The organism is Actinokineospora auranticolor (genome assembly GCF_041897805.1).
GTDB lineage: Bacteria > Actinomycetota > Actinomycetes > Mycobacteriales > Pseudonocardiaceae > Actinokineospora > Actinokineospora auranticolor.
In genome coordinates this window covers 217,488-230,068 of the sequence record NZ_CP154825.1, presented here as the reverse complement: position 1 = coordinate 230,068, position 12,581 = coordinate 217,488, and the positions used below count along the sequence as shown (strand labels likewise).

General features: G+C 72.1%; 11 protein-coding genes, 1 tRNA gene and 1 other RNA gene. 9 read left to right on the top strand and 4 right to left on the bottom strand.

Features of this window, described 5'->3' with window-relative positions; translation table 11 throughout:
* Positions 1 to 14: 14 nt before the first annotated feature.
* The 3 genes from V5P93_RS01175 (at position 15) to V5P93_RS01165 (ending at position 2,276) form a co-directional block, all read left to right on the top strand.
* Positions 15 to 914, top strand: a complete 900-nt coding sequence (locus V5P93_RS01175) for a hypothetical protein (protein WP_146108171.1) — start codon at positions 15 to 17, stop codon at positions 912 to 914.
* A 43-nt stretch (positions 915 to 957) separates the two neighbouring features.
* A complete protein-coding gene (locus V5P93_RS01170) occupies positions 958 to 1,524 on the top strand; it encodes an NADAR family protein (protein ID WP_104480852.1) in 567 nt (188 codons plus the stop codon).
* A 284-nt stretch (positions 1,525 to 1,808) separates the two neighbouring features.
* The gene (locus tag V5P93_RS01165) at positions 1,809 to 2,276 is read left to right on the top strand and encodes a transposase family protein (RefSeq protein WP_181043647.1); all 468 of its coding nucleotides are present in this window, start codon (positions 1,809 to 1,811) and stop codon (positions 2,274 to 2,276) included.
* Positions 2,277 to 2,331: 55 nt separating this feature from the next.
* Here V5P93_RS01165 and V5P93_RS01160 read toward each other — a convergent pair whose 3' ends face one another.
* Positions 2,332 to 4,311, bottom strand: coding sequence for a DNA polymerase III subunit gamma and tau (locus V5P93_RS01160; protein ID WP_104480854.1), 1,980 nt, complete (start codon positions 4,309 to 4,311; stop codon positions 2,332 to 2,334).
* Between the two features lie 96 nt (positions 4,312 to 4,407).
* On the opposite strand from V5P93_RS01160, the gene V5P93_RS01155 reads away from it, so the two are divergent.
* On the top strand, positions 4,408 to 5,421 hold the full coding sequence (locus tag V5P93_RS01155) for an LLM class flavin-dependent oxidoreductase (protein ID WP_104480950.1): 1,014 nt from the start codon (positions 4,408 to 4,410) through the stop codon (positions 5,419 to 5,421).
* Here the strand turns inward: V5P93_RS01155 and ffs are convergent.
* Both ffs and V5P93_RS01145 read right to left on the bottom strand, forming a co-directional pair.
* Positions 5,418 to 5,514, bottom strand: an RNA gene (gene ffs, locus V5P93_RS01150) — signal recognition particle sRNA small type. The two genes, V5P93_RS01155 and ffs, sit on opposite strands and share 4 nt — an antisense overlap.
* 50 nt (positions 5,515 to 5,564) lie before the next feature.
* On the bottom strand, positions 5,565 to 6,125 hold the full coding sequence (locus V5P93_RS01145; protein WP_104480855.1) for a hypothetical protein: 561 nt from the start codon (positions 6,123 to 6,125) through the stop codon (positions 5,565 to 5,567).
* Positions 6,126 to 6,328: 203 nt separating this feature from the next.
* Between V5P93_RS01145 and V5P93_RS01140 the strand changes: the two genes are divergently transcribed.
* From V5P93_RS01140 to V5P93_RS01120, 5 genes are all read left to right on the top strand, one after another.
* On the top strand, positions 6,329 to 8,659 hold the full coding sequence (locus V5P93_RS01140; protein ID WP_104480856.1) for a VWA domain-containing protein: 2,331 nt from the start codon (positions 6,329 to 6,331) through the stop codon (positions 8,657 to 8,659).
* Positions 8,659 to 9,936: an ABC transporter substrate-binding protein gene (locus V5P93_RS01135; RefSeq protein WP_104480857.1), complete on the top strand. Its 1,278-nt coding sequence runs from the start codon at positions 8,659 to 8,661 to the stop codon at positions 9,934 to 9,936. The genes V5P93_RS01140 and V5P93_RS01135 overlap by 1 nt, the downstream gene beginning before the upstream one ends.
* A gap of 253 nt (positions 9,937 to 10,189) precedes the next feature.
* The gene (locus V5P93_RS01130; RefSeq protein ID WP_181043648.1) at positions 10,190 to 10,342 is read left to right on the top strand and encodes a hypothetical protein; all 153 of its coding nucleotides are present in this window, start codon (positions 10,190 to 10,192) and stop codon (positions 10,340 to 10,342) included.
* Between the two features lies 1 nt (position 10,343).
* Positions 10,344 to 11,048 carry a peptidoglycan-binding protein gene (locus V5P93_RS01125; RefSeq protein ID WP_104480858.1) on the top strand — a complete coding sequence of 235 codons (705 nt, stop codon included), beginning with the start codon at positions 10,344 to 10,346 and terminating at the stop codon, positions 11,046 to 11,048.
* Between the two features lie 257 nt (positions 11,049 to 11,305).
* A tRNA-Ser gene (locus V5P93_RS01120) sits at positions 11,306 to 11,392 on the top strand.
* 56 nt (positions 11,393 to 11,448) lie between these two features.
* Here the strand turns inward: V5P93_RS01120 and V5P93_RS01115 are convergent.
* Positions 11,449 to 12,555, bottom strand: coding sequence for a DUF2786 domain-containing protein (locus tag V5P93_RS01115; protein WP_146108172.1), 1,107 nt, complete (start codon positions 12,553 to 12,555; stop codon positions 11,449 to 11,451).
* Positions 12,556 to 12,581: the final 26 nt, after the last annotated feature.

Genomic DNA, 12,581 nt, shown 5'->3' with positions numbered 1-12,581 from the left:
ACAGGCTGGAGATCATGTCCGGGATGCGGGTGCTCGACATCGACGACCAGGGTCGGCTGCTGATCGCGGTGACCGACGGTGACCGGCGCAGGCTGGTCGAGGCCGGTGGCAAGGGCGCGGCGGGTGAGCTGACCGCCGCCACCGACCTGACCGCGGCCCGCTACCTCCCGGGCGAGCGCAAGGTCGTCGTCCAGCACGGCGACCCGGGGCAGCTGTCCCTGCTGAAGATCGGCGGCAGGCTCAGGCCGCTGGTCGGCTCCCCCACCCACGCGACGGAGCTGCTGGCCGTCCTGCCGGGTCGGATCGTCTACCGCACCAACCGCAAGCACCGGCTGCTGTACACGGTGGCCATCCGCAACGTGCTGGTCGGCGAGGAGGTCGCGGTGTACGACCGCGGCGGCGCGGTGCTGGAGGCGGCGGTGAGCCCCAACAGCCGCTACATCGCGATCCGCCTGCCCCGCAAACTCGTCCTCGTCGACACCATGCCGGTGACCGAGGACGACCACGTCCGGCTGATCTCCCCGGAACCCGCCGAACGCGGCAGGCGCAACCTCCGCTGGCTCCCCGACTCGACCCGGCTGGTGGCCACCGAGTACGAGGCGGACACCGCCCGCGTCGTGCGGTACGACGTGGCGAGCGAGAGCTGGCACCCGGTGGTCGTCTCCCTCGCCGCGGACACGACCGGGTGGGTGGCCCCCGACGGCCGCCGCGTGGCGGTCGCGTCGGCCAACCGCTTGGCGTTCCACCAGACCGAGAACGGCCGCTTCCTGCGCGCGGCGGAGCTGCCGGCGGAGATCACCGAGGACGGGTTCCTGTGGTCACCGGACTCGCGCGCGGTGGCCGCCACCACGGCGACCGGCGAGATCGTGCGGGTGACGGCCGACTCGGCGGGCGTGGAAACGGTGAGTGCCTGAATTTTGTCGCACAGAGCGCCCGAACGGGTGGACACTGACGCCCATGGTGGACAACGGCCCACGGGACCTCGACGAGCTGACCGCGTGGCTGGACCAGGGCAAGGCGGTCAAGTACCTGCACTTCTGGGGCCACCGCCCGAACCCGGACGGCAGCGTCGGCAAGGGTTGCCTCAGCCAGTGGTGGCCCACCCCGTTCACCCTGGACGGCCGCCGCTTCGCGTCGGCGGAGCACTACATGATGTGGCGCAAGGCAGAACTGTTCAACGACCCCGAAATCGCCACACGCGTCCTGACCGCCCGAACCCCAGCCGAAGCCAAAGACCTGGGCCGCCGAGTCCGTGGCTTCGACGACGAGCGGTGGACGGCCGCGCGGTATGAGGTGGTGCTGACGGCGAGCATCGCGAAGTTCGGCCAAAACCCGGAACTCCGCCGGTTCTTGCTGAGCACGCGGGGGCGGGTGCTGGTCGAGGCCAGCCCGCTGGACCGGATCTGGGGAATCGGCCTGGCCGCGGACGACGCGCGAGCGGCGGACCCGAAGACTTGGCTGGGCCTGAACTTGCTGGGCTTCGCACTGGGTGAGGCCCGCGCGGTCCTCTCGTCGACGGTGTGATCTCCACCAGCAGCACGCCATTCGACGAGCCCGGCGCGAGCAACGACTGCAAGTGATCGTCCACCGCGAGCCCCAAAGGACGGCCCCCGCCTTTCCGCGGGTGTGTTCAGGTCGGTGTGCTCACGTTGACAGTGGCCCGCCGGAACATGAGTCACACGGTCGTGGCCGATCTTGTCGGCGTGAGTCAACCCACGGTCTCACGGGTCTTCCGTCGGTTCCTCCCACTGATCGGCCAAGCGTCATGCCTTCACGTCCCATCTTTTCCTGGGGTGTTGACCGGCCGCGTGGGGATCATCGACGGCACCCTGCTTCCCACGGGCGACCGCGCGGATCACAGGGACGACCACTCCGGAAAACGGCGCCGATCCGGGCCGAACGTCCAGGTCATGTCCGACCTCGACGGCCAACTCCTCGCGGTCTCCATGCCGACCAAGGGATCCACCCCCGACCGGCGAGCATGCACAATCACCGGATGCGAGGATACGCTCGCCGAGTACGACATACTCGGCGACAAAGCCTATCGCGGCACGAGCGTGATCGCGACCATTCAAAAACCGTACCGAGGCGACTTCTCACCCGGCCACATCGACCACAACCATCAACACTCGGCCAGACGAGCAGCGGTTGAACGATGCATCGCCCATCTCAAACACCGGAAAATGACCTCAACCCGATATAGAGGCCCTTACAAGGAGTTCCCCGCGGTCATCCGGATCATCACAACACTCGAGTTCTACCGACTCGGCTGGTAAGCCAGATGAATAGCGCTCTGAGTCAGCGGGGCGTGCTTGCCGGGGGTTCGCGCGGTCAGGACTCGACCGGGCGGGCGCCGAGGGTGTCGGCCAGGAGTTTGAGCATGACCGCCTCCGGATCCGCTTGGCGGGCGCCCGGTTCCGGCTTCTGCGCCGCCTGCGCCATCATCTCTTCCTCGTCTTCCGGTTCCGGGGGCAGATCCGGTTCCGGTGGGGGTGGGATTTCCTCCACCGGCGGGCGCGAGGGCTGGGTCGGGGCCGCGACGCGGCTCGGGGGTTCGAAGGTGCGCGCGGGGGGTTCCGGGGCCGGGCGCGCGGGTTTGGCCGCCGCCGCGGGGGCGCTGCCCGGTTCGGCGTGGATCACCCGGACCTGCCACCGGCCACCCAGGACGGAGCTCAGGGCGGTGGCGATGGCGTCGGTGTTGCGGGGTTCCGCGAGGCGGCGGGCCAGAGGGGCGGCGGGGTGCCCGATGACGACCGTGTCGGCTTCCACCGAGTGGACGGTCGCGTTCGTCAGCATGGCTTCGGTGCTGCGGCTGGACTTGCGGACCGCGGCCAGCAGCTCCGACCACACCCGACGGACACCCGCCGCGTCCATGCCGCCCGCGCCGACCGGTTCGGCGGCGGGCTCCGGCTGGGCGGGGGTGGCGGGCGCGGGGGGCGGCGGTTCGGCGGCGCGGGGTGGCGCCTGCTCGACGCGCGGCGCGGGCTCCGCGGCGCGCTGCGACGGGCGGGTGATCACCGGGCGGTTCGACGCGGCGGGCGCGGATGCGGCAGGCGCGGGCGGTGGGGTAGCCGCGACCGGCGCGGGCGGTCGGGCCTCCGCCGCCGCGGCGACCACCGGGGCGACCGCTCCCGCGCCGGTGACCAGGCGGCGCTCCACCTGTTCCAGGCGCTGCAGCAGGGCCGAGTCGGCGGCGGCGTCCGTGGGCACGGCGGCGGGCAGCAGCATGCGGGCGCACAGCAGCTCCAGCAGCAGCCGCGGCGCCGTCGCGCCGCGCATCTCCACCAGGCCGGTGTGGACGATCTCCGCGTAGCGGGCGAGGGTGGCGGCGCCCAGGCGCTCGGCCTGGCCGACCATGCGGGCCAGTTCGTCGTCCGGGGCGTTGACCAGCCCCTTGCTGGCGGCGTCCGGGACGGCGCGCAGCAGGACCAGGTCGCGCAGGCGGTCGAGCAGGTCCGAGGCGAACCGGCGCGGGTCGTGGCCCGCTTCGACCAGGCGGTCGACCGTGCCGTAGACCGCCGCCGAGTCGCCCGCGCCGAGGCCGTCGACCATGTCGTCGATGAGGGCGACGTCGGTGACCCCCAGCAGCGACACCGCGCGGTCGTAGGTGACGCCCTCGGGGCCCGCGCCCGCCAGCAGCTGGTCCAGCACCGACTGGGTGTCCCGGGCCGAGCCGCCGCCCGCGCGGATGACCAGGGGGAAGACCGCCTGCTCCACCTTCGCGCCCTCGGCCGCGCAGTTGCGCTCCAGCAGGTCGCGCATGGCGCTGGGCGGGATCAGCCGGAACGGGTAGTGGTGGGTGCGGGAGCGGATGGTCGCCAGCACCTTGTCCGGCTCGGTGGTGGCGAAGATGAAGACCAGGTGCTCCGGCGGCTCCTCCACGATCTTCAGCAGGGCGTTGAAGCCCTGCGTGGTGACCATGTGCGCCTCGTCCACGATGAACACCCGGTAGCGGGAGTGGGCGGGCGCGTAGAAGGCGCGGTCGCGCAGCTCGCGGGCGTCGTCGACACCACCGTGGCTGGCCGCGTCGAGCTCCACGACGTCGACCGTGCCCGGCCCGTTGGGCGCCAGGCCGATGCAGGACTCGCACACCCCGCACGGCTCGTCCGTCGGCCCCTGCTCGCAGTTGAGCGAGCGGGCCAGGATGCGCGCGCTGGACGTCTTGCCGCAGCCGCGCGGGCCGGAGAAGAGGTACGCGTGGTTGACCCGTCGGGCCGCGAGCGCGGTGCGCAGCGGGACGGTGACGTGTTCCTGCCCGACGACCTCGGCGAAGGTCGCCGGCCGGTACTTGCGGTAAAGGGCGAGCGCCACGCTCTGACACTACCGGTCACCGCCGACACTCCCCGTCGGGGGAATCGGACTGCCGGGAATCCCCCGCGCGCGCACCGCGTTGCCCGGTAGGTGCCCATCCCGTACTCGGTCCTCGACCTCGCGCCCGTGACCAGCGACTCCACGGAGACCGCGGCCCTGCGCAACAGCCTCGACCTCGCCCGGGTCACCGAACGCCTCGGCTTCCACCGCTACTGGGTGGCCGAGCACCACAACATGCCCGGCATCGCCAGCTCCGCGCCCGCCGTGCTGCTCGCGCACATCGCGATGGCCACCGAGCGGATCCGGGTCGGCTCGGGCGGGGTGATGCTGCCCAACCACGCGCCGCTCGTCGTGGCCGAGCAGTTCGGCACGCTGGAGGCGCTGCACCCCGGTCGGGTCGACCTGGGGATCGGGCGGGCGCCGGGCACCGACCAGGTGACGGCGCGGGCGCTGCGCCGCACCGGGGGGCCGCTGTCGGTCGACGACTTCCCGGAGCAGCTCACCGAGCTGGCGAACTACTTCACCGGCCGCGACGCCAACGGCGTGGCGGCCGTGCCCGCGCTGGGCAACCAGCCCGCGATCTGGCTGCTCGGCTCCAGCGGCTACAGCGCCCAGGTGGCGGGCCACCTCGGCCTGCCGTTCGCCTTCGCGCACCACTTCAGCGCGGAGAACACGCTGCCCGCCCTGGCGCTGTACCGGGAGCGGTTCCGGCCGTCGGCGGTGCTGTCCGAGCCGTACTCGATGATCGCGGTGAACGTGGTCTGCGCCGAGGACGACGAGACCGCGCGGCGGCTGGCCGGGCCCGCGCTGTTGCAGTTCCTGCAGCTGCGCAAGGGGAAGCCGGGCCGGATGCCGACGCCGGCGGACACCGCGGCCTTCGCGTACACGGACCTGGACCGGCTGTTCCTCGAGGAGCGCCTGGCCAACCAGGTCGTCGGGGGTCCGGAGACGGTGCGCGCCGGGCTGGCGGAGCTGGTGGCGACGACCGGGGTGCAGGAGCTGATGATCACCACGAGCGTGTACGACCACGCCGACCGGGTGCGCAGCTACGAGCGCGTCGCGGAACTGGTCGGCCTCACGCCCGCCGCTGACGCGGTCGTCCGGGCATAAGGCGGACCCCGCGCACCTGCCAGAGCCCGCTTATCCTTGCTGCCTTCCGGCCCTGGGGAGGTTCGCGAGATGAACACCGCACGGGGTCCGCGTCCAGTGTAGCGGGAAGGCTTCCCGGCACCGGTCGCGGACCCCCGGCGGGGTCAGTACGACGGCCGCAGCCACGCGGACGTGTTCGAGCCCGCGGCCTGGGCCAGGCTGATGGCCGGGATCGCGGTGAGCAGCAGCGCGCCGATGATCGCCACAGCCTTGACCTGCTCGAACAGGTCGAAGTTGAACGTCGGGATGATGCTGAAGATGGCCAGGTAGACCAGGCCGATGACGATCTCGACGATGTTGCCGCCGATGAGCAGGCCCCTGCCGGTGCCCTTGAGCACCTGGGCACCGCCCACCGCCAGCAGGCCGACGCCCGCGAACTGGACCAGCACGATGAGCACGGCGACCGCGATGCCGTCGGACTTGCCGTCGAAGGCGCTGATCGCGATCAGCAGGGTCAGGATGCCGGTGATGGAGGCCTGCACGAAGGCCAGCACGGCGGCCGAGGTCGCCGAGCCGGGCCGCGACCGGGGACCGACCGCGCCGACCGGGTACTGACCGGGCGGTGGCGGCGCGGGGAAACCGCCAGTCTGCGGGTAGGCGGGGGGCTGCTGGGGGTATTGGGGCGGTTGCGGGTTGAAGTTTCCGCCGCTGTAGTCCTGCGTCATGACGTTTTCCTCGACTGGTCGCCAGGGCCGATCCGGTTAACCATGAGCATCGCTGCGGCACGGAGTTTGTGACGGTTCGCGGCCGGATTGGCTCCGGACAACTAGTGGACAATCCGGCCACCGGGGTGTGATCGGGACCACGCGGCGGGCCACACCGGTTGTACTCTGTACGCCGTCAATCCGGCTTTCGGGGAGCGGAGCGGATGAGACGACCACAGGACCTGCACACGACCATCCTCGCCGTCGACGTGGAGCGCTTCGGCGACCCGCGGCGCACCGACCGGGACCGGTCGATCGTGCGCGCGGGCCTGCACGACGCGCTGCGCCGGGCGATGGACCGCGCCCGGATCCCGTGGGGCGAGCACGAGAACACCGGCGACGGCCTGTTGATGCTGCTCTCCGGGGTGGCCAAGGGCGAGCTTGTCTCGTCGCTGCCGCACGAGCTGGCCGCCGCGCTGCGCGAGCACAACGCCGACCACAACCCCGAGGCGCGCATCCGGCTGCGGGTGGTGGTGCACGCGGGCGAGGTCGGCACGGACGCCGAGGGGCGGGTCGGTAACGACCTCAACCACGCCTTCCGGCTGCTGGACTCGGCGGCCCTGCGCAAGGCGCTGGCCGACTCCCCCGGCGTGCTGGCGGTGGCGGTTTCGGACTGGTTCCACGAGCACGTGCTAAAGCACCAACCGGCCGCGAATCCGGCCATTTACCACCCGAGCACGGTGCGGAAGAAGGAAACCCGGACCACCGCTTGGATCGCCACGCCGGACTACCCCACGATCCGCAGCACGCGACCAAAAGTGCATTTTCCTCACCTTAGAGTCCCGGCTTTGCCGAAGATTTCGTTGCCCAGGCCGAAATGGGAGCCGGTGGGGCTGGCGCTGCTGCTGTGCCTGGCGCTCACCACGAACGTGCTCGCCAGCGCCACCGCCCCCGTGGCCGCGTGCGCGAACCCGGTGCAGCTCAACGTGTTGACCTCCACCGAGCTGGCGCCGACGCTGCGGCAACTGGCGCTGGAGTTCGAGCGCGTCGCCAACCGCGCCGACGACGACGGCTGCCGCAAGGCGCGGGTGCTCGTCGTGGCCGACACCTACAGCGGCGCGGTGGACGCCCTGGGCCGCGGCTGGGCCGGGATCAACGACGCGCGCGACCACGGTCCCGAGCCGCACGTGTGGATACCGGACTCCAGCACGGACGTCGCCCACGTCACGGCCCGCCTGGCGGCCGCGGCCGGGATCGGCGCCGTGCCGCAGCCGCGCCCGGGGATCGCCCGGTCGCCGCTGGTGCTGGCCGTGCCCCCGGACGTGGTCGGCGACCTGCGCCCCGACCGGCAGCGGTTCGACTGGGCGAGCGTCGACCGGGCGCGCGACACCATCGCCTTCGCCCGACCGGACCCGGACGCCTCCAGCGCGGGCATGCTGGCCACCATCGCGCTGTACCGGCACCGGCTCGGGCGCGGCGTGCTGGACACCGCCGCCATGTCCGACGCCGACGTGCCCCGCCGGGCGCACGACGTCGAGCTGACCGTGCCCGCGACGGAGCAGGCGGACAGCGGCGCGCTGCTGTGCGCGTTGCGCTCCTCCCCCGGCCGGATGGCGGTGCTGGTGTCGGAGAAGGCCGCGCTGGACTACAACCGCGGCGCGCTGGTGAACACCCCGTGCGCGGGCACGAAGCCGGACCGGCCGCTGACGCTGCTGTACCCGAGGGACGGCACGCCGGTGCTGGACCACCCGTACGTGGTGATGCGGTGGACGGACCGGCCGGAGAACCCGCGCCGCGCCCAGGTCATCGACCAGTTCCACGGCTACCTGCTGGCGCGGGCGGCCCAGGAGACGCTGCGCAACGACGGATTCCGCAACGTCAACGGTCGTCCCGGCCCGTACGAGGGACCCGTGCAGGAGTGGCCCGCGGCGTTGGAGGTCGGCGCGGACACCGACGACGAGGCCGTGCTGCGAACGGCGCGGAAGGCCCGCGTGCCCGCTCGTGTCCTCTTCGCGGTGGACACCGCGGCGTCGATGTCCCAACCGTCCGGCGACGGCACCCGCGGGCAGGCGGCGGCGAACGCGATCCGCGACCTGCTGCCGCTCTTCGGCGCGCGCGACGAGGTCGGTCTGGCCACGTCGTCCGGTGTGGTCGTCGAGCTCGGCAGGGGCAACTCGACGGCGGTGCGGTCCACACTGCGACCCACGCCGCCACCGTCCCCCGGCGCGACCGACGTCTACGGACTGCTCAACGCGGGTGTCGACCACCTTCGGGCCAAATCCGAACAGACGGACAACGACCTGCTCATCCTGTTCACCGACGGCGCCACCGCTAACCAGGCGCTGGTCGACCTGACCGAGCTGAAAAGGCGGGTGTCCGCGCCGAGCCCGAGCACCGAGGTGCTGGTGGTGTCGCTGTCCACCGACCGCTGTTTCCTGACCGGGCTGCGCGAGGTGGCGGACGCGACCGGCGGCTGGTGCCTCGACGCCGCGGGCGCGGCCGCGCTCGCCGACCTCCCGTCCCGGGTGGCGGCCGGTCTCTGGAGGAGGGACTGATGATCAGGCTGCGCTACGCGGTGCTCGCGCTGGCGGCCACCGCCGGGCTGGTGGCGAGTTGCCTGGACTCGACCGGGCAGACCGACGACCGGGTGGACGCGCGCGGTCCGATCACGTTCGTCGACGGGCGGGACAACACCCGGGGCTCGCAGATCAAGCAGATGGTCGAGCGGTGGAACAACGGCCGCGGGTTCAAGGAGCAGGTGACGTTCGTCGAGCAGTCCCCGGCCTCCGACGCCCACCGCGCGTCGCTGGTGGCCGCGGCGGAGGACGTGGCGCTGCCGGGTTCGCGGAGCCGGTGCAACGACGTGATCATGGTGGACACGGTGTGGACGGCCGAGTTCGCCCGCGCCGGGTACCTGCGCCCGCTCAACGGCGCGGAGTTCGGCATCAACCGGTTCATCGAGTCCGCGGTGGTCAACGCGACCGTGGACGGCACCCTGTACGCGATCCCCGCCCGCTCCGACGGCGGACTCATCTACTACCGCAAGGACATCCTCGACGCGGAGCACCTGCCGCCGCCGAACACCTGGGCCGAACTGGCGGGGATGGCCAAGCGGCTGGGGCGCGCGCACGGCATCGGCGGCTACGTCGGCCAACTCGCCCGCTACGAGGGCCTGACGGTGAACGCGATGGAGGCGATCTGGGCGGCGGGCGGCAACCTGGTCGGCTCGGACGGTCGCATCGCGATCGACTCGCCGCAGGCCAAGGCCGGGGTGCGGACGCTGGCCGCGGGGTTGAGCGAGGGCTGGATCCCGCGCGAGACAACGGGGTTCGCCGAGGAGGAGAGCAGGCGGTACTTCCAGGAGGGGAAGGCGCTGTTCCTCCGCAACTGGTCCTACGCGTACCCGCTGCTGAACGCGCCGGGGTCGCCGGTGGCGGGCAAGGTCGGTGTCACCTGGCTGTCCAGCCCGAGCGCGCTCGGCGGGTGGAACGCGGCGATCTCGCCGTGTTCGCGCCACCAGCGCACGGCCCGCGACTTCATCCGGTTCCTGACCAGTGAGGACGAGCAGCGCGCGCTGTTCACCGAAGGCGGTTTCGCGCCGTCGGTGAAGAGCCTATACCAGGACCCGATGCTGCTCAGCCAGTACCCGCACCTGGGCGTGCTGTACGGCAGCATCCGCGGCGCGCTCGACCGGGTGCGGACCCCGGACTACGACCGCGTCTCGGACATGATGCAGGAAAGCCTCCACCGGGCGCTGGACCGCGTGGTAGCGGTCGACCCGACAATGGACGGCCTGGCCGAGGAGATGCGTTCCACGCTGCACAGCGGATAGTTCCCGGAATAGCGGAACGAGTCCGAAGACCGCCGAGTTAGCAAAGTGCTAATAAATTCAGCACATCTTTAGCGCGCCCGCCGGCAGCGCGGATACCCTGGGACACAAGGGGAGACAGGACAGGCCACCGCGGTTCTTTGGGGGATCCGCGCATTCTCGACCGCGTCCCGGTCGACATTTCCGCACGCCTATCCCGTCACCCCTCGCACGCAGAGCGATCCCCTGCGTGACGCTTCATGGAATGAGGGGATGAATGACCACCACAGAGTTTTCCGAGAACTTCGACGTCGGTGACGTGGCCAATCCGGACGCACCGGACCCCACCCCGGAGGAGATCACCGACCCGACCCACCCCGACCACGTCGAGCCGTTCACCGCGGCCACCCCGGTGCCGGAGGGGGTCTGACATGAGCCTGCTCAGCGGCTACGAGCCCGCGCGGTCCTGCACCGGGTCGCCCACCACGGGCGCCCGCGCGCTGATGTCCTGGTACCTCGGCGCCTACGCGGGCCGCGGCGGCCGGAACCTGGGTATCTACAACTGCCGCAGCGTCGCGGGGACCAGCACCACCAGCCTGCACGGCGAGGGCCGCGCGGACGACCTCGGCGTGCCGGTCGGCGCGTCGTGGGCGCAGGGGCTGGCCGACCAGTTGCGGCTCAACTCGGCGGAACTGGGCGTCCAGTGCGTGATCTACAACCGCCGCATCTGGTCCGGCGCGCACGCCGCGGCCGGGTGGCGCCCGTACACCGGCGCGAACCCGCACGTGGACCACCTGCACGTCGAACTGTCCTGGAACTCGGCCCGCGGCCTGACCCCGGAACGCGTGCAGCAGGTGCTGGGCGGCCAACCGGCACCGCCGTCCACACCCCCGACCACGCCCCCGCCCTCGGCACCCCCCGGCCACCCCACCATCCGCCGCGGCGCCAAGGGCGACCCCGTCCGAGAACTCCAGCGCATCCTGAACGCCTGGTACCCGACCCTCCCGCAGCTCGCGGTGGACGGCGACTTCGGTCCGGCCACCGAGGCGAGGGTCAAGCACATGCAGGAACGCGCGGGCCTGACCGTCGACGGCATCGTCGGCCCCAAGACCTGGGCCCGCCTCCTGGGCGGGTGACAGGTCCCGGTGGGCACCACCCAGACCGCGGGTGGCGCCCACCGGGATCCACCTGGTCGGGGGACGCGCAACCCACCGGAGTCGACGGGGTGAAATCCCGCCCCCACGAGCGAAGCGCGCCGTGGCGCTGCGCAGAACCGTTGGTAGCGCGCCGGTCGCGCCCACCCCGCGGTCGAGGCCGGGGCGTTCACGCTGGTGGTAACCATGCCAGGGCCCCGTTTTGGCCGGTCAGTCCACCATCCGGTACCCTCTCCCACGGAGGATTCGCATAGTGGCCTAGTGCGCACGATTGGAAATCGTGTTGGGTGTTAAAACCCTCGGGGGTTCAAATCCCCCATCCTCCGCTCCGACGGAACACCGGTCGCCCATTGTGGTGGCCGGTGTTTCTCGTTTCCGGGGGTCAGCCCGCCACTCGGGGGTGGGGGTGCAGGTCGGCCAGGTCGGCGGCGGTCAGGCCCGCGGTCCAGCCGGAGGTGTTGGTGATGGTGGCGCGGCGGGTCCGGATACCTGGGTAGAGGGTGTCGAAGCGGGTGTCGACGGCTCGGCGGCGGGCGGTGAGGACCGGGACCAGGGCGGTCGTGGCCAGGCGGGTGTGGTCGCCCGCTTCGGTGAGGCGCTGGTGGACCCGGTGGGCGTAGGCGACCAGGAAGGCGTGGCGGTACGCGCGGCCGGTGTCGGGGGCGTGGGACATCGCGCGGGTGGACTGGACGTGCAGGGACGTCGCGAGGAGTTCGGTGATCTCGAGGTCGGTTTCGTGGCCGACCAGGCCGACGCAGCCGAGCCGGGGGTAGAACACCGAGCGGCAGCGGTTCGCCTCGGCGACGGCGTCCACAAGCTGTGCCTTCGGCGCCAGGTACGGGCCGCGCAGCCACAACCGCCGAGCCGCCGCCTCCTGCGGTTCGGCGGCGGTGACCACCGCCTGCTCGAACGCGTACCGGGCCATCAGCTCCTGCGCCTTGGCCGAGAGCGCCTCCGCCTCGGCCGCGTACGGTGTGGACTCCGCCTTGGCCAGCAGGCCGCGGACCCGGGCGAGGACCCGCTGGTCCACCCCCGGTGCCGCGACCTCGGTGGCCGGGTCGAGCGGACCGGGCACCAACCGGGGCAGCTGCGGCAGGCCCATCAGCGCGCCCAGCAGTTCCACGACCCGCCGCAACGCGGACTCCAGGGGACCCGTCAGCCGGACCGGTCCCGCGCCCGCCAGGGACGCCAGCTGGCGCCGCCACACGGGGTGCAGGTCGCGGTAACGCGCGCACTCGGCGACCACCGCCGAGCTGGCCAGCGGCACAGCCGACCGGGGCACCGCCGCGACGACCTCGGCGGGCTGCCAACCGCGCCGCCACAGCAGCTCCAGCGCCCGGTCCAGCGCGGACGCCGCCGCCGCCGTCGCCACCTCGCCCCCCGCCGCGGCGACCACGCGCACTTGGTCGAGCCCGCCGCTGAGCGCGGCCTCGGTCAACCGGGCCGCGAGCACCGCGGGCACGGCTCGCTCTCGACCATATGTTCGCACGGACCACATCATGCACCCCGGACACG

Excerpts from the sequence above, each read along its gene's own strand:
- V5P93_RS01175 (WP_146108171.1), top strand. The coding sequence starts at position 15 with ATGTCCGGGATGCGGGTGCTCGACATCGACGACCAGGGTCGGCTGCTG.
- V5P93_RS01170 (WP_104480852.1), top strand. The coding sequence starts at position 958 with ATGGTGGACAACGGCCCACGGGACCTCGACGAGCTGACCGCGTGGCTG.
- V5P93_RS01145 (WP_104480855.1), bottom strand. The coding sequence starts at position 6,125 with ATGACGCAGGACTACAGCGGCGGAAACTTCAACCCGCAACCGCCCCAA.
- V5P93_RS01140 (WP_104480856.1), top strand. The coding sequence starts at position 6,329 with ATGAGACGACCACAGGACCTGCACACGACCATCCTCGCCGTCGACGTG.
- V5P93_RS01135 (WP_104480857.1), top strand. The coding sequence starts at position 8,659 with ATGATCAGGCTGCGCTACGCGGTGCTCGCGCTGGCGGCCACCGCCGGG.
- V5P93_RS01130 (WP_181043648.1), top strand. The coding sequence starts at position 10,190 with ATGACCACCACAGAGTTTTCCGAGAACTTCGACGTCGGTGACGTGGCC.
- V5P93_RS01125 (WP_104480858.1), top strand. The coding sequence starts at position 10,344 with ATGAGCCTGCTCAGCGGCTACGAGCCCGCGCGGTCCTGCACCGGGTCG.